Below are 23,790 nucleotides of genomic sequence, written 5' to 3'. Positions count from 1 at the left end.
GAATGGCGAGGCATTTCCCGCCCCGCCCAGCCCATGCGCGGCAGGACCAATCCTTCAATCCTTCCATCACCGCATCCGGGAATGGTCCGCAGCTGTCGCCGGACGGCGCACGGCGCGGGGATACGCCCGACAACCAAGGGAATCGCAATGGCATATCACGTCAAACCCGCCCCCGGACCGGCACACGGTCCATTGGGCGCGCCGAGGAAAATGGGCGGTGCCGCCACCAGCGGCGAGGCCGGCACGCTCGTGCTGGCGGATGCAGGCAGCGGCAGCGTGGCGTTGGCCCGCGCGGGCGACGACCTCGTGATTCGCTACGGCAGCGACGAGCAGGTGACGGTGGCCGGGCAGTTCGCCGGCGGCGGCGTCGGGCGCATCGAATTTTCCGGCGCCATTGGCGTCGACACGACCGACCTCGCCACGCAACTGGCCCTGCAGGGCACCGCCGGCGACGACCAGCTGCTGGGCGTTGCCGCGGGGTGGTCGGCGCACGACCGGATCCACGGCTACGATGGCGCGGACTATCTGCGGGACGCCGATGGCGGCGCCAACCTGCTGGACGGGGGCGCCGGCAACGACACGATCCACTACGCCGCCGATGGCGAGAACACGATCATGGGCGGTGCGGGCGACGACACCATTGTCAGCCTGGACGGCGCTGGCAGCGGCCATGCCAGCAACGTGGCGGGCGATGGCGGGGACGATTGCCTGGTGGGCGGCGCCGGCGCCGAGACTTATGCGTTCCGGCGCGGCGACGGCAACGACACGCTGCTGGGCGACACGGGCGCCGCCGGCGATCCAGGCGCGGTCGATCGCTTCCTGTTCGGCGCCGGCATCGCGCCGGCGGACGTGACGTTCACCCAGGACGCCACGATGCTGGTGCTGCGCATCCGCGACCCGGACGATCCGGCGGCCCTGCAGAGCGTACGGCTGTTCGAATGGTTCGGCACGGCCGGCAGCCGCTATATAGAATGGTTCGAGTTCGCCGACGGGGCGCGCATCGATGCCGCCCAGGCATCCGCGGCGGCCACGCGCATGGTCGGCGGCGCCGACGCCGACTTGTTGCGTGGCTATGCCGAGACCACGCTGGTCGATGCCGGCGACGGCAACGACACGATCGTCGCCAATTCCGAGGGCGCCGTCGTCGTGCGCGGCGGCGGCGGCAACGACGACATCAGCTACGTGCCGCGTGCCGCCACGTGCGTGGAAGGCGGCAGCGGCGACGACACCATCGTGGGGCAGGGTCCCGCCAACGAATTCGAGCACACGATCGCGGGCGGTGCCGGCAACGACAGCCTGCAAGGGTCGGAAGGCCGCGAGGTCTACCTGTTCGAGCGGGGCGACGGCCGCGACGTGCTGCGCGACACCGGTCCCGCCGCCCAGGCCGACCGCATCGTGCTGGGCGCAGGCATCGTCCGGTCCGACGTCAGCGTCGTCCGTGAGAGCGACGACCTGGTGCTGCGCATCGGCGGCGATGGGGCCACGGCCGACAGCATCCGCGTGCAGCAGTGGTTCTATGGCGCCGAGCGCCGCATCGAGAGCGTGCAATTCGCCGACGGCACCGCGCTGACGGCCGCGCAATTGTCGACGTTGGCCAACACGCTGGTCGGCACGGCCGGCAACGACACGCTGACGGGGTACCACGGCACGCCGTCGATCGACGGCCTGGCCGGCGACGACACGATCACGGGCGGCACCACGGCCGCCTTGCTGCGCGGCGGCAGCGGCAACGACCGCGTGCTGTACGTCGCCAGCGCCAACAATACAATCGAAGGAGGCAGTGGCGACGACTACCTGGCCTGGACGTACAACGCCAGCAGCGCCGCCAGCAACGTGCTGGTGGGCGGCACGGGTAACGACACCCTGGTCGGCAGCGACAGCTTCGATACCTACCATTACAACCGGGGCGACGGCAGCGACGTGATCGGCGACTTTGGCGTGGCCTGGGCCACCGACCGCCTGGCCTTCGGCGCCGGTATCGCGCGCGCCGATCTGGCCGACAGCAGGGTAGGGCAGGACCTCGTGCTGCTGGTGCGCGATGCGGCCAATCCGGAAGCCGTCGACCGCATCCGCGTGCGCGACTGGTTCGCGGGCGACAGCTACCGTATCGAACGGCTGGAGTTCGCCGGCGGGACGGCGCTCAGCGGCAGCCAGCTGGCCGCGCTGGGCGCGACGCTGAGGGGCACGGAGGCCAACGACACACTGAACGGCTATGCCGAGACGCGCGCCATCGACGGCGGCGGCGGCAACGACACGATCGCGGGCGGCACGGCGGTCGCGGCATTGCAGGGCGGCGCCGGCCACGACATGATCCGCTTCGCGGCCGAGGCCAATGCCGTGGTGGACGGTGGCAGCGGCAACGACACGCTGATCGGCTCCGCCAGCACCGCCGCAACAGGGACGACGCGAATCGCCGGTGGGACCGGCGACGACAGCATCACGGGCACCTGGGGCGCCACGACCTACCTGTTCAACCGCGGCGACGGCCGCGACGTCATCACCGACAACGGCGACACGGCCAGCACCGACCGGCTGGTCTTCGGCGCAGGCATCGGCCAGGGCGAGCTGGCGCTGCGGCGCAGCGCCAACGACCTCGTACTGACGATCGGCGCCGGGTCGGCCGATGCGGCCAATCCGGCGCCAGGCGACCGCATCGCGATCACGGGCTGGTTCGCCACCGCCGGCCGGGTCATCGAACGCATCGAGTTTGCCGACGGCTCCTTCCTGACGGCGGCCCAGGTGGCCGGCATGACGTTCGGCACGGCCGCTGCCGATACGCTGGCCGCGCAGGACCAGCACCTGCTGGTGGGGCTGGGTGGCGACGACCGGCTGACCGCAGGCAACCGCGCCGCGCTGCTGGACGGCGGCGCCGGCAACGACACGCTGGTGGGCGGCGCAGCGGCCGATTTCCTGTACGGCGGGCAGGGCAACGACAGCGTGACGGCGGGCGGCAGCGATGTCGTCGGTTTCAACGGCGGCGACGGCGCGGACACATTGCTGGCCAGTGGCGGCAACGTCACCCTGGCGCTGGGCGGCGACAGCGATCCGGCGCAGTTCCAGCTGGCGCAGGCCGGCAGCGCCCTGCTGCTGGCGCTGGGTGGCGGCGACAGCGTGACGTTGCAGGACTGGTATGGCGGCACGCCCGCGCACGGCGTCGCGCGGCTGCAGGTGCTCGACGCGCAGGCCGGTGTCGCCGCGCTGTACGATTTCCGCGCGCTGGTCGCGGCCTTCGACGATGCCCGTGCGGCCGACGGCGCCATCGGCTGGTGGGACGCGGGCGCCGGATTGTCCGCTGTCGCGCTGGCCGGCACGCCTGGCGCGGCCTATGGCGGCACCATCGCGGGCGACATCGCGGCGCATGCCGGCGTGACACTGCTGGCGCCGCTGCTCGACACCTTGCGTTCCGGGTTGTTCGGGGTGGAGGCGCAGGCGCTTTGAATGGAGACCCAAGGGTGTGAGGCACCTGACCCTGATGGCGCCAAGGGAAGAATTACCCCAGCGGGCCGCTGACATCGACAACCCCTACGGCGGAGGGCCGGGGTCGGACCCAACGGGTCCGACCCCAGTTCTTTGGTCCTGGGTTGAAGGACAAGCCAGCGCTCGCTGACCCAGGCCGCCTGTCGCCTGACGTCATCAGAACTTGTAGCGCGCCCCCACCATGTAGCGCGGCCCCGACTGCGTGGCCGACAGGACCATGCGCTCATGCCGGCCGTGCACCCGCTGCGTCTCGTCCGTCACGTTGATGGCTTCGAACGACAGCGCCAGGCGCGGGCTGACGTTGTAGCCGATCGACAGGTCCAGCTGGCCGTACGGCTCCACGTACTGCGGGTTCGGGCCGACCGGATCGGTGACGGACGAGAGGAACTTGTCGCGCCAGTTGTACGCGGCGCGGATCGACCACTTCGCGTCCTCGTAGATGCCGATCAGGTTGGCCGAATCGGACAGGCCGACCAGCGCGAACTGGTTGCCCTTGCTGGCGTTGTCGAACGTCAGGTCGGACTTGACGTACGTGTAGTTGGCCTGGATACCGAAGCCGCTGTTGCCGAACATGTGCTGCAGGTTGACCTCGGCGCCTTTCAACGTCGCCGCCTTCTCGTTGACGAAGGTGGTGATGTCGTAGTGGACGAACGGGTCGCCGGGGATCCCGCTGATCGTGCCGGTGGCGTTGCCGGCCGCGTTGTCCGGGCCGCGCGTGACGCCGGCCTCGCCGTCGAAGGTGCGCAGGATGAAGTTGCGCAGGCAGTTGGTGTCGGTGACGATGCAGCCCGACGCCAGCGCCGCGTTCCAGTACCTGCCGCCTACCGGCGTCGTCACGTTCGGCGACGTTTCGTCGGCGACCGTCTGGCCCGCGTAGTTGTCCAGCTTCTTGTAGTATAGGCCCAGCGAGACGACGCTCTGCTTGTCGTAGTACCACTCGGCCGACAGGTCGAGGTTCTTCGACTTCACGGGTTTCAGGGCCGGGTTGCCGCGCGAGCCCTTGCCGCCGTTGACGGTGCCGGTCGGATCGATGGTGGTGCCGCCCTGGATCTGGTCGTAGCGCGGCCGGCCGATCGTGTGCCCGTAGCTGGCGCGCACCTTGAAGTCGGGCCGCAGGTCCATGTCCCAGTCGAGGCTCGGCAGCAGGTTGTGGTAGTCGCCTTTCAGCGTCGTAAATTCCTTGCCGCTGAAGACGAACGGCAGTTCGTTCTGCGACACCCAGTTGACGCCGGCCACCGTCTGCGACAGGGCGGTGGAGGTGACGTCGGTTTTCTCGTAGCGGAACCCCAGGCCCGTATGCATCGGCAGCGCCGTGTCCCACTCGGTGTTGAGCTGGAAGTACAGCGCGCGGCTCTTTTCCGTCGTGCGGCGGTCGTAGTCAGGGTCGGCCAGGCTGGGCGAATACTTGTCCGGCAGCCCCGTCGCCTCGATGGCGCGCTGGCGCATCGCCGCGAAATCGAACAGGTGGATCTGCTGGAACAGGGCCGGATTGCCGGAGCCCCCCAGCTTGCTGAAGTACTGGCCCAGCGTATCGGCGCGCCACAGCGACTGCGGGTAGTCGGCCGGCGTGGTGGCGCCGCCCCACGTGTCGCGTTGCACCTGCTGGAATGCGGAGCGGTTCTCGACGTTGGTGGCGGACAGGCCGAAGTTCAGCGCCGAGCTTTCCATCAGGTTCAGGCGGCCGCTGGCTTGCACCTGGTCGATCTTCATCTTCTGGTAGCCGTTCTTGAACCAGGAGCCCGACACCTGCATCGGTGCGCGGTTGAAGTCCGCGCCCTCGATCGACAGCACCGGCATCTCGTCGCTGAAGTCGACCCGCGTGTTGCCCCGGCTGAAGCTGACGGTGGCCAGGTCGTTCTCCGAGCCGAATGGGCTGTCGGCCTTCGATTCCGCGGTGGAGTGGTGCACGTCCAGGCTCAGTTTCAGGTCGCGCGACACCTTCCACTGCGCATTGAAGCCCAGCGAATTGTTTTCCGACTTGGTGCCATAGTCGCCGCCGTTCATGGCGATGTCCTGGTTCGCCACGTTCTCCTGGTAGTAGAGCGGTGCGGCAATGGGACCGTCGGTCCAGCTGCTGGCGGAAGGGCCGAAGTTGAACCAGGCGGACAGCTCGTGGTACTTGGTCTGGATCTTGTTCTGCGAGTACGTGTAGTCCAGCGTGGTCGTGATGTCCTTGTTGGGGCGGAACTGGAACGTCAGCTGGCCGTTGGTGCGCTGGCGCTGCGTGCCGCGCATGAAGTACGAGATATTCTGCGGCACCGCGTAGACGTCGGTCGGGTCGGGCCGGTTGACGATGTCGGCGGCGCCCGCGGTACCGGGCTGCGGGATCGTGCCCCAGCTGTTCTCGTCGCCGCGGAAGGGCCCTTGCCAGCCATTCGTGATCGACGCCGTGTTGACGCCCAGGTTGCGCTCCTGGTAGCTGGCGCTGACGGCCACGCCGAACATGCCGTCGTTCCAGGTCGTGCTGTAGATGCCCGAGATCTCCGGCGTGTACGAGTGCTTGGCCTTGTCCTCCTGCGGCAGGTGCTTGTTGGAGGTGTCGTACACCACCTTGGCGCCCACGCTGGCCGTGTTGCCCAGGTCGAGCGGCCGGCCCGTCATGATGTTGATGGTGGCGCCGATGCCCCCCGGCGGCGTGTCCGCGCGCGAGCTCTTGTACACCTGGATCTGCGAAATCGATTCGGAGGCCAGGTTGGAGAAGTCGAAGGCGCGCCCGGCCAGGTCGCCGAGGTTGGACGTGGGCATCTGGCGGCCGTTGAGCAGCACCATGTTGAGGTCCGGGCCGACGCCGCGGACGGTGACTTGCGCGCCTTCGCCGCGGTTGCGGTCGATGGAGACGCCGGAGATGCGCTGCAGCGATTCGGCCAGGTTGGTGTCGGGGAACTTGCCGATGTCGTCGGCCACGATGCCGTCGACGATGCCGTCGGAGTTGCGCTTCAGGTTCAGGGTCGATTGCAGGCTGGCGCGGATGCCCTTGACGACGACCTTCGGTCCCGCGTCGGCATCGGCGCCGGTCGATGGCGTGGTTTGCGCCGCCGTGGCCTGGGCGGCGGCCGCTTCGCTGGCCGGCGTGGTGGCAGCGGGCGCCGTGGCGCCGGTCGAAACGGCGCTGGCCTGCTGGGCGCCGGCAGGCGCTGTCAGCGCGGCCCAGGCGCCGGCCACGGCCAGGGCGATCAGGCGGCGCCTGGTATTCGGATGCGGGGAAAATCCCTTGGTTGTCTGCTGCACGGTGTCTCCTCTCTGTTGGCGAAATGGCGCCCGCCATGCGGCGCACGCCGGTAGTGGTCAGCCGGCGACGTCGCTTTTGTTGTGCTCTGCGTCGCCAGCTACCCGTTCGCCGCCGCGCCGGCCATCGTGCCGGCGCGCCGTCGCGCGGTTCCGAATCGACCGTGCGCGCGAACGGGATGAGCTGAAGATTAGGCAGCGGAAGGTTAATTGGTCAATCGAACGAACCAATTAAATAGTTCAGCAATAGCAGGTGGTCGAGCTCCCTCTGGCGGGGCGGGACGCTGGCGCGGCGCGCCACGCATGAAGTGGCTTGCAAGATGAGAAAACGTTTTCAACATCAAATCAAGCACTTCGCTCCGCTACCCGCCAACGTGCGGCCATTACGTAATTTACGTAATTTATGTAATCCGGCCAGCCGAGCAGAAGAGCATGGGGGCTGACGCGAAGCGCCGCCGTGTTGCATAATCATCACAATGACAACCACGAAGCGGCGCATCCCTCCATGCCAGTAACGGGCGACCAGCAACTGCTGAAACAACTCAACCGGATGGCGCTGGTGCGCCAGGTCAGCGCCCAGCCAGGGCTGTCGCGTGCGGCACTGGCCGACGTGCTGGGACTGACCAAATCCACGGTCAGCCTGCTGGTGCGCGAGCTGGTGGAAGAGGGCTGGCTGGCGGAAAGCGAATTGCGCACGACCGGCGAAGTAGGGCGTCGCGCGACCCCGCTGCACCTCGACCCAACCCGGCTGGCGCTGCTGGGCGCGGACGTCGGCGTGGACGAGGCGCGCGTGGTCGCCACCGACCTGCTGGGGCGGGTCGTCGATGCGCTGACCATCCCGTACGACGACGCGACCGACCCCGCCGCGTGCATCGGCCGGGTGGCGCACGGGATGACGACGCTGGCGCGGCGGCTGGCGCGGCGCGACGCGGCCACCGGGGGACGCCACGTGCTGGGCATGGGGATGGGCCTGCACGGTGCCGTCGACGAGGCGGCCGGGCTGTTGCGCCACGCGCCGCACCTGGGCTGGCGCAATGTCGACGTGGCGGGACTGCTGGCGGGCCACTTCGGTCCGGGCACGCCGCTGGCGGACGTGCCGCTTACCATGCAGAACGAAGCCAACGTGGCCGCGCTGGGGGAATTCGAGTTCACGCCGCAGTCGGCCACGGACCCGCTGATCTACCTGTCGATCGGCTACGGCGTGGGGGCCGGCGTCATCGTCAGCGACCGCCTGCTGACGGGCCGGCACGGCTACGCGGGAGAGGTGGGCCACGCGATCCTGCAGGTGGATGGCCCGCTGTGCTCGTGCGGCCGGCGCGGCTGTGCCGATGCGCTGCTCGGCCTTGGAGCGATGCTGGGAGAAGGTCCGGGCCATGGCCGGGGGACCGACCTGGCGGCGCTGCAGGTGCTGTTCGACCGGGTCGGCCATGGCGAAGGCGCGGCTTGCGCGGCGGTGGAGGCGGCCGGGCGCCAGCTGGGCGTGCTGCTCAATAACCTGTGGGCCAGCTTCGACCCGATGGCCATCGTCATCGGTGGCGCCGCACTGGGACTGGGCGACAGGTTGATCGGGCCCGCGCGTGCCGTACTGGCCGGCTATGCCGAGGCCGCGATGATGACGCCGCCGGCGATCCGCACGTCGCACTTCGGCGCCGATGCCGTCGCCGTGGGCGCCGCGGCCCTGGCCCGCTACCGCCTGACGCGGCCACTGGGTGGGTAGGCACGCGCCCTGGCTCATCCGCGCGCCCGCAGGTGGGTAAACTGGCTATCATGGAAGGCTGGCCGCTGCAGGCCGGCCGTATGGCTTTCGTCACTGGATCAAGGAGAACGTGCATGACGTTGAATCGCCGCCAGGCCCTCGCGCTGTTTGCCGCCGGTCTTGCCCTGCCGCCCGGCATCGCCGCCGCGGCGCGGCCGACATCGAGACCGGGACCGACGCTCAAGGAAGTCGCCGGCAGGAAGGGACTGCGCGTCGGCAATGCGATGGGCGGCGGCCCGGACCGGTTCGAGAACCCCGCCTATCGGGCCTTGACGGCCCGCGAATGCCACGCGGTGGTGTGCGAGAACGCCACCAAATGGACGGCCTTGCAGCCGCGCCCGGGCGTCTTCGATTTCAAGGCGGCCGACGCGATTTTCGCGTGGGCCCGCAAGGAAGGGCTGAAGCGGCGCGGCCACACGCTGGTCTGGCAGGAGGACCGCTGGGCGCCGGCCTGGCTGGTCCAGTACGATTTCGGCGCCCAGCCGGGGCGCGAGGCCGAACGCATCCTGTCGGATCACATCAACACGGTCACGCGCCACTTCGGCGACGACCTGTACAGCTGGGACGTCATGAACGAGGCGGTCGATCCCGCCACGGGCGGACTGCGCGACAGCGTGCTGACGCGCAAGCTGGGCGGTCCGCTGGCCCAGATCGACATGTGCTTCCGGCTGGCGAAGGCCAACGTGCCGCGTGCGCAGCTGGTCTACAACGACTACATGGGACCCGAGGTGGGTGCCACGAAACACCGCGCCGGCGTGCTCAGGCTCCTCGAGGCGCTCAAGGCGCGGGGCACGCCGGTCGACGCGCTGGGCATGCAAAGCCACGTCGGCCCGTGGAGCGACCTGGAGGCAAAGGGCGGCAAGGCTCCCTTCCGCGAATGGCGCAAGTTCCTGGATGAAGTAACCGGCATGGGCTACCAGATCGTCATTTCCGAATTCGACGTCAGCGACCGCGCGCTGCCTGCCGACGTCACCAGCCGCGACGTCGGCGTGGCCGCGCGCGCGAAGGACTACCTGGACGTCACGCTCAGCTATCGCCAGGTGACCGACTTCTTCATGTGGGGCATGGCCGACAAGGCCAACTGGCTGCGCCAGCAAAAGAACATGGCCATGCGCGAGCACGGCATGCCGTCGCGCACCACGGCATTCGACGACGACCTGTCGCCCAAGCCGTTGCGCGAAGCCCTCGTCGCCGCGTTCCGGGCCATGCCGCCCCGCGGCTGAGCCGGGTCACTGGCGTACGCCGGCGTCGTCCCGGCGCGCAACGGGCGAGACTACGACTTGCGCCACGGCAAGCCTACCGATTACATACTCCTGACACAAATCAACACTATCCTGGACGATTTGTGGTGGTCGGTTCGGATAGAATCGGTAATCATCAGTTGCACGGTGCAAGCGGTGCTTGCCGCCCGGCCGTGCTTGCCCGGAGCTCAAGATGGACTTCACCCATATCGCCGTGGCCGCGGGCGAGCGCTGGCAGCGCCGCGCCCATGTGCGCGAACCCAACCTGGAAAAGATCCGCAACGGCAACGCCATCGGGGCCGAATCGCCCCAGCGGGTGCAGGCCCGGTTGGCCCGGCTGTCGCAGGCGGCCGTCCTGCCCGCCGCCCGGATGCACGGGCTGGCGCCGCTGACCGAAGCGATCGGCCTGGAGCGGGTGCAGGGCAATGCCGACTTCCTCGACATGAATTTCGTCGAACTGGCGCTGGCCGTGGCGCGCTTCGTGGGCCGCATCAATATCCGCTCCAGCCTGGGCCGGTCGATCGGCTACGGCACCGGGTTCATGGTGTCGCCGACGCTGCTGCTGACCAATCATCACGTGCTCGACAGTGCCGACACGGCGGCCGTCAGCGAAGTCGAGTTCGACTACCAGAACGACCGCGCGGGACGCCAGTTGCCCATCGTCGGCTTCAAGCTGGAGCCGCAGCGCTTCTTCATGACCGACGCGGCGCTCGACTTCACGCTGGTGGCGGTGGCGGCGCAGTCCGCACGCGGCATCGCGCTGAACCGCTATGGCTGGTCGCGCCTGATCGGCACGCAGGGCAAGGTGCTGCTGGGCGAGCCGCTCAACATCATCCAGCATCCCCGTGGCGAGGCCAAGCAGCTGGTGCTGCGCTCCAACGAGCTGGTCGACCTGTTCGACGACTTCGCCCATTACGTGACGGACACAGAACCCGGCTCGTCCGGCTCGCCGGTGTACAACGACCAGTGGGAAGTGGTGGCGCTGCACCATGCCGGCGTGCCCAGCCGCGATGCGCAAGGCCGGCTGCTGACGCGCGACGGCAGCGTCTGGGAGGAGGGCATGGATCCGGACCTGATCGCCTGGGTGGCCAACGAGGGCATCCGCGTCAGCAGCATCGTCAACCATATCCAGGCGCAGCCGTTGCCGCCGATGCAGGCCGCGCTGCGGGATGATTTGCTGAACCTGACGCCGCCGTCGGCGCTGGAGGCGGCCGCCGCCGGCCAGGCGGGCGACGCCGCGCTGGCCCTGGCCGCCGCCAGCGCCGGCCAGGGCGCACCGGCCCCCGCCGCCGTTGGCTCCGGCCATGCGCCCGGCCATGCGCCTGTCTCCCAGCCCGGCACGGCGACGTGGACGATCCCGCTGACGGTGACGGTGCAGCTGGGCCAGCCGGCAGCGCAGGTGTCCGCGCTGGCGCCAGGCGCGGGAAGCTTCATCGCCCCCATCCCGGCGCCCGGCGGCGCTCCGGCCATCGTGGTGCCGCCCGTCCGCTCCGCACTGGCCGAGGCGCTGGCCGAACTGGCGCGGGCGCCGCAGCGCACCTACTACGATGCGGCGGCGGACGGGGCGGCCCGCGCCGCCTATTATGCCGGCTTCGCGCTGCCGCCCGAGCCGGCCGCGGCCTACGCGGCGCTGCACGAACTGCTGACGGGCACGCACACGACGCAGCCGGCCTACAGCCCGGCGAAGCACCTGTACCCTTGGGTGGACCTGCGCCATACGCGCGGTGGCGACGATATCGTCAGCATCTACTCCGGCAAGGGCTTCTCGGCCCGCGCCTTGATCGAGACCGACTTCGCGATCGACGAACGGCGTGCCCGCCTGCGCGCCGCGGTCGCGATTCCCCGCCCGGGGGCGCTGGAGGCGGCACCGGTGGACGACGACTTCCTGGAAGCGGCGCTGCCGTACAACTGCGAGCACGTGGTGCCGCAGTCATGGTTCAAGAAGCGCGAACCGATGCGTGGCGACCTGCACCACCTGTTCGCCTGCGAGATGGACTGCAACAGCTTCCGGGGCAATACGCCGTTTTTCGACTTCACCGATTTCGGCGAGATCGTGCGCACGGACTGCGGCAAGCGCGAGCCCGGCAAGTTCGAGCCGGGCAGCGGCAAGGGGGCCGTGGCGCGCGCCACGCTGTACTTCCTGCTGCGCTATCCCGGCATGATCGACCGCAGCGCCAGCGAATACACGCCCGACCGCATCGCGATGCTGCTGGCATGGCATGCGGCCGATGCCGTGACGGACTACGAACGGCACCGCAACGCGGCCATCTTCGAGAAGCAGGGCAACCGCAATCCGCTGATCGATTTCCCGGACTGGGCGGCGGGCATCGACTTTGTCCGCGGACTGGCCTGAGAAACGCATCGCGCGGCGCGTGACCGCCACGCGACAGGCACGGGAAAATGCCGCACGGCGCCGCATGGAGGGCGTAATGTCATGCTCAAGGGCGTAATGTCACGCTCATCCTTCATGACAACGGGAGGCATCATGCAACGACGTACCCTGCTGGGTTGGTTCCTGGTCCTGTGCGCCGGCCCCACCCTGGCCGAGACGCCCGACGAGCTGTGGCGCCGCCTGCAGGCGGGCGGCCACGTGCTGGTGGTGCGCCATGCCGCGACGGAGCCGGGCGTGGGCGATCCGCCCGGCTTCACGCTGAACGACTGCGCCACCCAGCGCAATCTGTCGCTGCCGGGCCGCGAGGATGCGCGCGCGCTGGGCGCGGCCGTGCGCCAGCACGGGGTGCCCGTGGCGCGCGTGCTGTCGAGCCGCTGGTGCCGCTGCCAGGACACGGCCCGCATCGCGTTCGGCCGCGTCGAGCCGGCGCCCATGCTGGATTCGCTGATGGGCGACGACCCCGACGGGCGCGGGCGCAAGCTGGCCGAGCTGCGCCAGGCCCTTGGTGTGCAGGCGAAGCAGGGCGCGGCGGCCGGCAACCTGGTCCTTGTCACGCATGACGTCAATATCCAGGCGCTGACGGGCGACAAGCTGGCGCAGGGCGAAATGCTGGTGGCGACAATCCGCCCGGACGGCACGCTGGCGGTGCTGGGACGGCTGGGCGTGCCGAAGAGTGCCGATGCCGTGCAGGCGATGTAAGCCTACACCACCATCCGCACGTCGTTGCACACCATACTGCTCAGGCGGTCCTGCGGCAAGGCGGGGCTGAAGTAGTAGCCCTGCATCTGGTCGCATTCGTGGTCCTGCAGGAAGGCCAGCTGCTCGCGCGTCTCGACGCCCTCGGCGATCACTTCCAGCTTCAGGTTGTGCCCCAGCGCGATGATGGCGCGCGCAATCACGGCATCGCCCTCGCTGGCCACGTCGCCCAGGAACGAGCGGTCGATCTTGATCACGTCCACGGGGAATTTCTGCAGGTACGACAGGCTTGAATAGCCGGTGCCGAAATCGTCGATCGACAGGCGCACCCCCAGCGCCTTCAGCTGCGCCAGCGCCTCCAGCGCGGCCGCCGGGTTGTCCATCAGCTGGCTCTCCGTCACTTCCAGTTCCAGTGCGTTCGGCGCGATGCTGTGCTCGCGCAATGTCGTGGCTAGGTGCTCGACGAAGTGGCGCTGGCGCAGCTGGCGGGCCGACAGGTTGACGGAGATGACGAAGTCGACCACGCCCAGCGTCGCCAGCGAGCGCAGGGTGGCGCAGGCCTCGCCGATGACCCAGTCGCCCAGCGGCACGATCAGGCCCGTCTGCTCGGCGATGGGAATGAACTTGTCCGGGCCGACCACGCCGCGCTCCGGGCTGTGCCAGCGCACCAGCGCCTCGGCGCCGACGACGCGCCCCGTGCGCAGGTCGACCTTCGGCTGGTAGCCCAGCACCATCTCGCGGTTGCGGATCGCCCGGCTCAGGTTGGCCTCCAGCAGCCAGTGCTGGTGCACCACGCGGCTCAGTTCCGTCGAGTAGAACTGCACGTTGTTCTTGCCGAGTGTCTTGGCGTGGTACATCGCCGCATCGGCGGCGCGCATGATGCGGTCCATCGTGTCGCCATCGCGCGGGAACATCGCGACACCGAAGCTGGCGCCCGCGATCAGCTCTTTGCCGCGCAGCAGGATGGGCCGGTCGACGCAGTGGCGCAGCCGCTCCAGCAGGTCGGCGACCACCGTTTCGTCGGGCGGCTCGTCGAGCAGCACCACGAACTCGTCGCCGCCCAGCCGCGCCACCGTGTCGTTGTCGCGCACCCCCGCGCGCAGGCGGTCGGCGATCTCGCGCAGCACGGCGTCGCCGGCATCGTGGCCGAAGGTGTCGTTGATGTGCTTGAAGTTGTCCAGGTCGACGAACGCCAGCGCGCCCGCGGCGCCGCCGTGCAAGGCGGAGTGCAGGGCGTGCTTGAGGCGCTCCTGCAGCAGGGTCCGGTTGGCGAGCCCCGTCAGCGCGTCGTGATGGGCCAGGTGGTGCAGGCGCCGCTCGTACTGGCGCGATTGCGTGACATCGTTGATCACGGCGACAAAGTGCGTCACCTGGCCGTCGATATTGATGACAGGATCGATGCGCAGGTCGTTCCAGAAGATCTCGCCCGATCTCTTGATGTTGCGCAGTACCACGTGCACCCCGGTCTTGCCCCGCAGTGCCACGCGGATGCGTTCGTGCTCGTGCAGGTCGCAGCCTTGCAGCCGCATGAAGCGGGGATCTCGGCCCTTGATCTCGGCCAGCTCGTAGCCGGTCATCTGCTCGAACGCGGGGTTGACGTACTCGATCAGGTTGTCGCCGTGCGAGCAGCACGTGATGATGATCGCGTTGACGCTGGAGTACATGGCCCGCTCGCTGACGCGCAGGCCCTGTTCGGTTTTCTTGCGCGCCGAGATGTCGAGCCCCGTGCCGAACACGCAGGGCACGTTGCCCAGGCTGGTGCGGGCGCAGTTGAACAGGCAGGTGGTGCGCTTGCCGTGCTTGCCCAGCAGTTCGGCTTCGTGCGAGGAGCTGCCCAGTTCGAACGCGGCCAGGATATTGTCGCGCACCAGCTGGTGCTCGCTGGCGTCGAAGAACATGCTCACGTTGGTGGTCGGCAGTTCTTCGCTGGAGCGCTCCAGCACGTGCTCGAGCTGGCGGTTCCACAACAGCAGGTGGCCGCTCTGGTCGATCACGTAGAACACGCACGGCAGGTTCTCGATCAGCTCCGCCACGGGAAAGTCCTGCAGCAGCGCATTGCGTGGCGCGGCTTCGCCCGCCAGCGGCAGCACGATCACGCTGTACTTGCCCGGCTCCTCCGTATCGAGCGACTGCGGGGCCACCGTCAGCCGCACGGGCAGGGGGCAGCCGCGGGCGCACAGCAGCCGGCCCGCCAGGTTGGCCTGGGCCAGCGTGGGAGAGAACAGCTGGACCGGCTCGTCGAACTCGACGAAGCCGGCCAGGTCGCGTCCGCGCACCTCGTCCGGCCCATAGCCGGCCAGCTTCTCGAAGGCCTTGTTCCAGCTGATCACGGCACCGCTGGCATCGACGACCAGCACCGCAAGGGGTAAGGGCGCGAGACTCATCGCCGTCTCCTGTCGCGCGCTACCGGCGGGCCGGATGGCTCGCCAGGCAGACGTGAACCATGATAGCCCCATTTGGGCGGGGCGGGCGCGCACGGCTGACGCCCCGGCGCCCGCCATGCCGTCAGCGCGGGGCGGCCGGTGCCAGCACGACGATGGGGCTGGGACGCCAGTTGCCCGGCGCCGTGGCGGCGCAGGCGGGATCGTTCAGCGGGATGCCTTCGAAGACCTGCTCCAGCATGGCCCGGTCGGCCTCGGTGGCGGCGTCGCCCACCAGCTCGCACCAGGCGCGGAAGGCGCCGCGTGCCATGGTCCAGCAGGCGTCGGGGTCGGCCGGCTCGCCGGCGCGGGCCTGCCCGGCGATGGCCATGATGGTGCGCAGCGCGCTGGCGGTGATGGTGTCGTAGCTGAACGAGGTTTCCGGCATGATGGCTCCTGGCGTGGTGGATTTATGCTGGCGCCAGCGCGTGGCGCAGCTGCTCGATGGTATAGGGCTTGCGCAGTACGGCGGTCGGGAACGGCAGGTCCGGCGCCTGCGCACCCGTGGCGAAGACGATCCGCAGGCCGGGATGGTGGGCATGGGCATGCTGCGCCAGCGCGATGCCGGACATGCCCGGCAGCTGCACGTCCGTCAGCAGCACGTCCGCGTGTTCCAGCAGGCCCAGCGCGGCCTCGGCCGAGCCCACGCCCGTCGCCGCATGGCCGATCAGGCCCAGCATCTGGCACAGCAGGTCCTGGGCGTCCGGATTGTCTTCCACGACCAGCACGCGGGGCTGGGCCGGCGCCGCCTGGGCGGGGATGGGCAAGCCGCGCGCCCGGCTGTCCAGAACGGCACGCACGCGCGTGGCCAGTTCGTCGCGCCGGTACGGCTTGCCGAGCAGTTCGACACCGGCGTCGAGCCGGCCGCCGTGCACGATCGCGTTCTGCGTGTAGCCGGATGTGAACAGCACGGCCAGCCCGGGCAGCAGCGCGGTGGCCCGGCGCGCCAGCTCCGGGCTGCCCAGGGGGCCCGGCATCACCACGTCGGTAAACAACAGGTCGGGCGTGGCGCCATCCTGCAGCAGGCGCCAGGCCGCGCCGGCATCGGGCGCGGTCAGTACCGTGTAACCCAGCGCCGCCAGCTGGTCGGCGGCGGCCGCACGCACGGCGTCGTCGTCCTCGACGATCAGCACGGTCTCGGTGCCGCCCCGCACCGGGCCGCGCGCGGGCGCCGTGGCCGGCTGGGCCGCTTCCGACGAGCGCGGCAGGTAGAGCTTGACGGTGGTGCCATGGCCCACCTCGCTGTACAGCTCCACGTGGCCGCCGCTCTGCTTGATGAAACCGTACACCATCGACAGGCCGAGGCCCGTGCCCTGGCCTTCCGGCTTGGTGGTGAAGAACGGCTCGAATGCCCGTGCGCGGGTCGCCGCCGTCATGCCGGCGCCCGTGTCCGAAACGGCCAGCAGTACATAGTCGCCACTGCCCACGTCCGCATGCCGGTGGGCGTAGCGGGCGTCCAGCGTCACGTTGTCCAGCTCGATCGTCAGGCTGCCGCTGCCGGCCATTGCGTCGCGCGCGTTGATAGCGAGGTTGAGCAGGACGTTCTCGAGCTGGGCGCGGTCGAGCTGGACGGCCCACAGGTCGGCGCGGATGCAGATCTGGACGGCGATCGCCTCGCCGATGGCGCGGCGCAGCAGCTCGTCCATGCCGCGCACCACGTCGCCCGCGTCCAGCGCGCTCGGCTGCAGCGGCTGGCGTCGCGCGAACGCCAGCAGGTGGCTCGACAGGCGGGCGCCCCGGTCGACTGCGGCGACGGCGCTGGCGATGCGCTGGCGCGCGGACGCGTCGCCGCTGTGTTCCGCGGCCAGCAGCTCGAGGTTGCTGCCGACTACCTGCAAGATGTTGTTGAAATCGTGGGCGATGCCGCCCGTCAGCTTGCCGACGGCTTCCATCTTCTGCGCCTGCAGCAGCGCGGCCTGGGCCGTCTCCAGCTCGCGCGTGCGCTGCGCCACGGCCTCCTCCAGCTCCTCCTGGTGGCGCCGGCGGGTGGCTTCGGCGCCCACCTGTGCCGTCACGTCGTCCGCCTGCAGGAAGACGCGGCCCGCGTCGTCGTCCTCCTGCACGGGCTTGAGCACCAGGTTGAGGTAGACGTCGCCGGCCCCGGCGGGCAGCGTCAGCCGTACCGCTGTCGCCACCACTTCCTCGCCCGAGGTGCGGGCCAGTTCGTACAGGTCGCGCAGCGGCTGTCCGGCCAGCCACGGAAACGCGCCGTCCAGCGTGGCGCCGGCCTGCGGACGGGTGCCGAACAGCCGGCCGAACGATTCGTTGGCCATCTCGAAGACAAGCGCCGGGCCGGCCGTGACGGCCATGATGCCGGGGGCGTGTTCGAACAGGCTGGCCAGCTGGCGTGCCTTGCCCTGTGCTTGCGCCACGGCGACGCGGCTGCGTTCGCGCTCGGCCAGCAGTTCGCGCTGGGCGGGCGACGCCGGGCGCAGCGACAGCAGCACGCCAACGAAGGCTTCGCCGTCGCGGATGCCGGTGATCGCCACCTCGATCGGTTCCACGCTGCCACGCAGGCGCAAGGCGAGCACGGCGCGGCTGGCGCCATCGGTCATGCGGCCCAGCGCGGCGTCCAGCTCACGGTTCCAGAACGGCAGTTCGTGCGCATACGTGCCGGTCGCATCGGCCGGGGCGATGGCGAACAGCTCGCTGGCGCGGCGGTTCCAGTACACCACCTGGGTGTTCGCATCGAGCCCGATGACGGCATCGACCGACTGTTCCCAGAAGTCGCGCAGGTAGCTTTCCGCCAGCACCATGCGCCGCAGCGCCGTGCTGTCGACGGTGCGGCTGGCCAGCTGCGTGTTGGCCCGGTCCAGCGTCGTGCGCAGGCGCCGCTGGGTGGCGGCGGCCTGCAGCGCCTGGGCCAGCTGGCGCCCCAGTTGCGGGTCGGCCGGGGCCAGGACGATGGCGTCGCCCACCATCGGGCTGCGGCGCAATTCCACGCGCAGCGCGGCAGCGTCGTCGGCCAGGAACACGATGCGGCCCGTCGGCCAGTGCCGCCGCATCTGGCGGGCCAGCACGACCGGCCGCGCCACATCCGCCGCGATGACGCACAGGGCGGTCGCCGGGGGCAGCCAGCCGGTGCCACCGGCCAGCACGCGCGCGGCGCTGCATGGCACGACCGTGGCCTGGGCCGGAGCATCCGGCAGCGGCGCCGGTTGCGCCGTGGCGCCGATGTGCAGGATGACGGGCGCGGCCCCGCTCATAGCAGGGGCATGCCCAGCAGGGCGCGGCCCGTCCAGATGCGCAGCATGTCCGTGGTCGGCGACATCACGTGGCTGGCACGGGCGTCGCGCAGCAGCTGGGCCACGCGGCTGTTGTCGCGGTAGGCGGCGCCGCCGCAGATCGTCATCGCCTCGTTGGCCAGTGCCACCGCCGTCTCGCCCGCGTCGGCCTTGCAGGCCAGGATGAACGGCAGCGCTTCCGGGTCGCCCGCATCGCCCCGCTGGGCCGCCTCGAGGACGAGGGCGCGGGTCTTGTGCAGTGCCACCCACATGGCCGCATAGCGCGTCTGCATCGTTTCCAGCTCGCCCAGGGTGGCGCCGGTGTGGCTGTGGCGACGGTTGCGCAGGTGCTCGCCGGCCAGGTCCACGGCGGCCTGCGCGATGCCGAGGTAGGTGCCGGCCATCGCCATCAGGAAGTAGGGCGCCACCACTTCGAAGACATACCAGACCTGGTCGCCTTCGGTCCCCAGCAGGTTCGCGACCGGGACCGGCGCATCGGTCAGGTGCAGGCCGCGCGAGGAGTTGCCGCGCATGCCGAAGCCGTGCCAGGGCGCCATCCACGTCAGGCCGGGCGTGCCGGCGTCCACGATCATGCAGCTGAAGTCGCCCTCGGCGGCGCCGCCGCTGGCCACCGTGGACACGACGTAGGAGTCGGCCCGGCCGCCGTTGGTCACGAACTGCTTGGTGCCGTTCAGGAGATAGCGGTCGCCTTGCGCCGTCATCGTCGTTTCCGGCAGGTAGAAGTGGGCCCCGGTACCGCTTTCGGACAACGCCAGCGTCGTGATGTGGCGGCCGGCCGCGATCTCGCGCAGGTAGCGGTCGCGCTGGTGTTCGGTCGCCTTGGCGGCGATGACGGCCGTGCCCACGCAGTGCATGCCGAAGCACAGGGCGGACGACGGGCAAGCCTGGCCGATCAGCGACGTCAGGTGGCACAGCGCGTGCAGCCCTTGCCCGTGCCCGCCCAGGATGCCGGGCACCTGCAGGCCCAGCAGGCCGGCCGCGGCAAACGCCCGCATCGACTGCTCGGGCCAGCAGCCGTCACGGTCGACCTGTTCGGCGTGCGGCAGGACGGTGTCGTCGACGATCTGGCGCGTCAGGTCGGCCAGGCGATCGAGGATGGGTGAGTGCAGTCTGACCACGTCGTTGATCCATGAGATAAAAAAGGCAAGTATAGATGATCGCTGTTACTGTTCAGTGTCTTCCTGGCAATCGTGCGCGTGCCCGCGTGCCCCATTGTGCGGCGGCGCGGGCAGCAATGGGCACACGTTTCCTGGGGCTAACGTGTGCCCGCTGTCGGGCGGAGGTGCGAATAATCGCGGCAGGAGGAACCATGCTGCCGAGGAATCGACGGGAAGGGACGTACTGCGGCCGAACGCCCGCTGCCGATGGAAGGGTACGCCGCAAGCACGTGCGCAGCCGCACGTGCACGGGTCACCCGCCCGCCAGCGCGGGCGCGTCGCTGGAGGTGCTGTGCCGGCTTATCCGGCGCTCGCCGCCGTGAGGCCGCGCGGCTGCGAGGCGGGGTGTTCTTGTGCCCGCGTCCGCTCGCGCGGGGCCGTCCAGGGCAATGTCGACCAGGCGCGGGCGGCACCCGGCTGGCGCCGCCGCTCGCCCAGCCGCAGCAGCAGCACCAGCAGGCAGGCAGGCACGCCGCGTGCGCCCATGAAACGGGCCGCGCGCAGCTTGCCATAGGCAGGGACCATGGCGACGCCGATGTGCACGACACGCGCGAGCCGGCCGTCGGTGCGGCGTTCCGGGGGGCGCTCAGGTGGGATGGGCGGCAACGGCTGCATGGCCGGTCCTTTCGGGCGGAGGTCGGGCCAGCTTAGCGGGCTTTTGTGACGGCCTGCTGACAGCGCGCCGGCCCGAATGTCCGCTGCAAGCGTCTGTTGCGAGCGCCTGCTCAACGTAACGCGGTGAAACGAAACTTTCGATCTATAATTTAGACTCCGCAGCGCCGCCCGGCGGCGCAGTATTTTTCCGCCCGCGTCATCGGGCCGGGCCGCGACCGCCGGCCGGCCGCCGGCGCTGGCGGCAGCAAAGGTCCGTTGATGAAGCCACTTACGACATCCCGCCTCGAAACCGCCCGCCGCATCGCCACCGGCGTACCGGGGCTCGACGACATCCTGTGCGGCGGCCTGACGGCCGAGCGCGTCTACCTGGTCGAGGGTACGCCCGGCACGGGCAAGACCACGCTGGGCCTGCAGTTCCTGCTCGAGGGCGTGGCGCGGGGCGAGGCGGGGCTGTACATCACGTTGTCGGAAACCGCCGACGAGCTGCACGCCGTCGCGCACAGCCACGGCTGGTCGCTCGAACAGATCGCGATCTTCGAGCTGGCCAACGACGACATGCTGGATCCGGACGCGCAGCAGTCGGTGCTGTATCCGGCCGAGGTGGAGCTGGGCGAGACCACGCGCGGCGTAATGGCCCAGGTCGAAGCCGTCAAGCCGGCCCGCATCGTTTTCGACAGCCTGTCGGAAATGCGGCTGCTGGCCCAGAACCCGCTGCGCTACCGTCGCCAGATCCTGTCGCTCAAGCAGTTCTTTGCGGCGCGCGCCTGCACGGTGCTGATGCTGGACGACAAGACCAGCCAGACCGACCAGCACCTGCACAGTATTGCCCATGGCGTCATCAGCCTGGAGCAGGTGACGCAGGAATTCGGCAAGGAGCGGCGCCGCGTCAATATCGTCAAGATGCGCGGCATCCGCTTCCGTGGCGGCTATCACGACTATGTGCTGGAGCAGGGCGGCATCGTCATGTTCCCCCGCCTGGTGGCCGCGGAGCACGCCGGCGAGTTCGTGCCGGTGGCGCGCTCCACGGGCACCGCGGGCCTGGACCGCCTGCTGGGTGGCGGCCTGGTGGCCGGTACCAATACGCTGATCGTGGGCCCGTCCGGCGTGGGCAAGACCACGGTGACGGTGCGCTGCATGCTGGCGGCCCTGGCCCGGGGCGAAAAGGCCGCGTTCTACCTGTTCGACGAGGGTCTCGGCACGTTCTACGCCCGCGCCAGCGCGCTGGGCATGGACCTGAAGCCCTACCTGGACGGCGGCGCGCTGGCCGTGCGCCACATCGACCCTGCCGAGCTGGCGCCGGGCCAGTTCGCCCAGATGCTGGTGGACGCCGTCGAGCAGGAGGGCGTCGATTTCATCGTCATCGACAGCTTGAATGCGTACTTGCAGGCCATGCCGGGCGAGCATTATCTGATGCTGCAGATGCGGGAACTCTTGACCTACCTGAACCAGAAAGGCGTCACCACGACCCTCGTGCTGGGTGAACATGGCCTGATCGGGGAGGTGCGCCGCGACATCGACCTGAGCTACCTGAGCGACAGCACCGTGCTGCTGCGCTTCTTCGAGGCGGGCGGCAAGCTGCGCCGCGCCATCACCGTCACCAAGAGCCGTACGGCCAACCATGCGCTGACGATCCACGAACTGCGGCTGCACAGCGGCGGCATCGACATCGGCGCCTCGCTGCAGGGCTTCGACGGCATCCTGACGGGCCTGCCCACGTACCGGGGCGATACGACCCTGATGGCGGCAGGTGACGATGCCGGCCGCTGATGCGCCGGAAGCGCGCATGCTTCTCGATGCGCTGGAACAGCGCGTACTCCTGCTGGCGCCGCACGGCCGCGACGCCGACGTGATTGCCGGCGTGCTGGCCCGGCGCGGCATCGCGTGCGCGGCCGTACCGAGCTGCGCGGCGTTGACGGCAGCGCTGCGCGAGGGGGCGGGCGCCGCCATCGTTACCGAGGAAGCATTGCTGCGGGCCGACCTCGGTCCCCTGCTGGCGTGGCTGGGCGGCCAGGCACCCTGGTCGGATTTCCCGTTCGTCGTGCTGCTGGGCAAACGGCTGGCGGACGTGGCGGGCGCCGGTACGGACGCGCTGACGGCGCTGGGCAACCTGGTGCTGCTGGAGCGACCGCTCAGCGCGCAGACGCTGGGCAGCGCCGCCGAGTCGGCCTTGCGGGCGCGGCGCCGCCAGTACCAGGCACGCGAGGTGCTGGCCGACCGCGAGACGGTGTCGGCGCAGCTGGCCAGCCTGAACGCGACGCTGGAGGGGCGCGTGGCCGAGCGCACGCTGGCGCTGGCCCAGGCCAACGACCGGCTGACCTTGGAGACGATCGAGCGTGAACGGGCCCAGCAGGCCATGGTGCAGTACCAGAAAATGGAGTCGCTGGGCCGGCTGACGGGCGGCGTCGCGCATGACTTCAACAACCTGCTCAACGTCGTGCAAGGCACGATGGAACTCATCCTGATGATGAGCAACGACGAAGCCGTGCGGGCCCGCGCCCGCACGGCCAAGGCGGCCTGCGAGCGGGGCGCCAAGCTGACGGCCCAGTTGCTCGCGTTCGCCCGCAACCAGGCCCTGGACCTGACGCCGCTGCGGGTGGATGCGCTGTTCGATGCCGTACTGGCCATGGCGCGGCCTTTGCTGGGCAAGTCGATCGCCCTGCAGGCGTGCGTCGCGGACGACGTCGACTGCGTCGTGGCCGATGCCAGCCAGATGGAAATGGCGCTGCTGAACCTGGCGATCAACGCGCGCGACGCCATGCCGGACGGTGGCCGCATCGCGTTCGACGCCAGCCGGGCCGCGCCGCCGCCCGAACTGCGCGCGCAAGGCGAATTCGTCCGCATCGCCGTCACCGACAACGGTTCCGGCATGAGCCCGGAGGTGGCGGCGCGCGTGTTCGAGCCGTTCTTCACCACCAAGGGCGTGGGCAAGGGCACCGGACTGGGCCTGAGCCAGGTGTACGGCATGGCACACCAGTCGGGCGGCACGGCCCAGGTGACGAGCCAGCCGGGCGCCGGCACGACCATCGCCATCTGGCTGCCGGCGGCCGCGCGGCCAAGCGCGGACGAGGGCCTGCCGGAACTGGGCAGCGACGTGCTGGCGGGCGCCCGCGTTCTGCTGGTGGAGGACGACGATTTCGTCCGCGCCGGCATGGCCGATGCGCTCGTGACGCTTGGCTGCGACGTCACGCAGGCCGCCAACGGCCCGGCCGGCCTGGCCGCACTGGAGCATGCCCGGCCCGACATCGTGCTGACGGACTACCTGATGCCGGGCATGACGGGCGCGGAACTGGCCCGCGCGGCGCGCGCCCGCTATCCGGACCTGCCGGTGCTGGTGGCGACGGGCTATGCCGACATGGCGGCCATCCAGGCCGCGCTGGGCGAGGGAACGGTGTTGAAGAAGCCGTTCCAGCTGGCCGAGCTGGCCAGCGTGGTGCGACGGTCGCTGCGGGGCACGGCCGGGGCATGACGGAACGTCACGCCGCGAAAATAAATCAGAAATTTTCCACGGGGCATTTAATGCCCACTCCGGAACGGTCGTCTTGTACTCATGAGAGGGCAGAAAGCTG

At 69.8% G+C, this 23,790-nt stretch carries 13 protein-coding genes; 7 read left to right on the top strand and 6 right to left on the bottom strand.

Features of this window, described 5'->3' with window-relative positions; all coding sequences use genetic code 11:
* Nucleotides 1-147: 147 nt before the first annotated feature.
* Nucleotides 148-3,438, top strand: coding sequence for a calcium-binding protein (locus tag PX653_RS09285; protein WP_277417606.1), 3,291 nt, complete (start codon nucleotides 148-150; stop codon nucleotides 3,436-3,438).
* Between the two features lie 195 nt (nucleotides 3,439-3,633).
* On the opposite strand, the gene PX653_RS09280 is transcribed toward PX653_RS09285, so the two are convergent.
* The gene (locus PX653_RS09280; protein WP_277417605.1) at nucleotides 3,634-6,705 is read right to left on the bottom strand and encodes a TonB-dependent receptor; all 3,072 of its coding nucleotides are present in this window, start codon (nucleotides 6,703-6,705) and stop codon (nucleotides 3,634-3,636) included.
* A 502-nt stretch (nucleotides 6,706-7,207) separates the two neighbouring features.
* Between PX653_RS09280 and PX653_RS09275 the strand changes: the two genes are divergently transcribed.
* From PX653_RS09275 to PX653_RS09260, 4 genes are all read left to right on the top strand, one after another.
* The gene (locus PX653_RS09275) at nucleotides 7,208-8,419 is read left to right on the top strand and encodes an ROK family transcriptional regulator (protein WP_277417604.1); all 1,212 of its coding nucleotides are present in this window, start codon (nucleotides 7,208-7,210) and stop codon (nucleotides 8,417-8,419) included.
* A gap of 113 nt (nucleotides 8,420-8,532) precedes the next feature.
* Complete coding sequence (locus tag PX653_RS09270; RefSeq protein ID WP_277417603.1) at nucleotides 8,533-9,681, top strand: endo-1,4-beta-xylanase; 1,149 nt, start codon at nucleotides 8,533-8,535, stop codon at nucleotides 9,679-9,681.
* Between the two features lie 211 nt (nucleotides 9,682-9,892).
* Nucleotides 9,893-12,052: an endonuclease gene (locus PX653_RS09265; RefSeq protein ID WP_277417602.1), complete on the top strand. Its 2,160-nt coding sequence runs from the start codon at nucleotides 9,893-9,895 to the stop codon at nucleotides 12,050-12,052.
* 132 nt (nucleotides 12,053-12,184) lie between these two features.
* Entirely contained in the window at nucleotides 12,185-12,790 is a 606-nt protein-coding gene (locus tag PX653_RS09260) for a histidine phosphatase family protein (protein ID WP_277417601.1), read from the top strand.
* A gap of 2 nt (nucleotides 12,791-12,792) precedes the next feature.
* Here the strand turns inward: PX653_RS09260 and PX653_RS09255 are convergent, their stop codons facing one another.
* The 5 genes from PX653_RS09255 to PX653_RS09235 form a co-directional block, all read right to left on the bottom strand.
* Nucleotides 12,793-15,171: a sensor domain-containing protein gene (locus PX653_RS09255; RefSeq protein ID WP_277417600.1), complete on the bottom strand. Its 2,379-nt coding sequence runs from the start codon at nucleotides 15,169-15,171 to the stop codon at nucleotides 12,793-12,795.
* A gap of 121 nt (nucleotides 15,172-15,292) precedes the next feature.
* A complete protein-coding gene (locus PX653_RS09250) occupies nucleotides 15,293-15,595 on the bottom strand; it encodes a hypothetical protein (protein ID WP_277417599.1) in 303 nt (100 codons plus the stop codon).
* A 22-nt stretch (nucleotides 15,596-15,617) separates the two neighbouring features.
* A complete protein-coding gene (locus PX653_RS09245) occupies nucleotides 15,618-18,413 on the bottom strand; it encodes a response regulator (RefSeq protein WP_277417598.1) in 2,796 nt (931 codons plus the stop codon).
* A complete protein-coding gene (locus PX653_RS09240) occupies nucleotides 18,410-19,570 on the bottom strand; it encodes an acyl-CoA dehydrogenase family protein (protein WP_277417597.1) in 1,161 nt (386 codons plus the stop codon). The genes PX653_RS09245 and PX653_RS09240 overlap by 4 nt, the downstream gene beginning before the upstream one ends.
* Before the next feature lie 339 nt (nucleotides 19,571-19,909).
* Nucleotides 19,910-20,134, bottom strand: a complete 225-nt coding sequence (locus tag PX653_RS09235; RefSeq protein WP_277417596.1) for a hypothetical protein — start codon at nucleotides 20,132-20,134, stop codon at nucleotides 19,910-19,912.
* 348 nt (nucleotides 20,135-20,482) lie between these two features.
* Between PX653_RS09235 and PX653_RS09230 the strand changes: the two genes are divergently transcribed.
* A complete protein-coding gene (locus tag PX653_RS09230; RefSeq protein WP_277417595.1) occupies nucleotides 20,483-21,991 on the top strand; it encodes an ATPase domain-containing protein in 1,509 nt (502 codons plus the stop codon).
* Complete coding sequence (locus PX653_RS09225; RefSeq protein ID WP_277417594.1) at nucleotides 21,978-23,690, top strand: response regulator; 1,713 nt, start codon at nucleotides 21,978-21,980, stop codon at nucleotides 23,688-23,690. The genes PX653_RS09230 and PX653_RS09225 overlap by 14 nt, the downstream gene beginning before the upstream one ends.
* Nucleotides 23,691-23,790 lie beyond the last annotated feature (100 nt).

Source organism: Pseudoduganella chitinolytica (assembly GCF_029028125.1).
Classification (GTDB): Bacteria; Pseudomonadota; Gammaproteobacteria; order Burkholderiales; family Burkholderiaceae_D; genus Rugamonas; species Rugamonas chitinolytica.
Note: the sequence above shows the minus strand (reverse complement) of the source record. Positions and strands in the feature narration are given on the sequence as shown.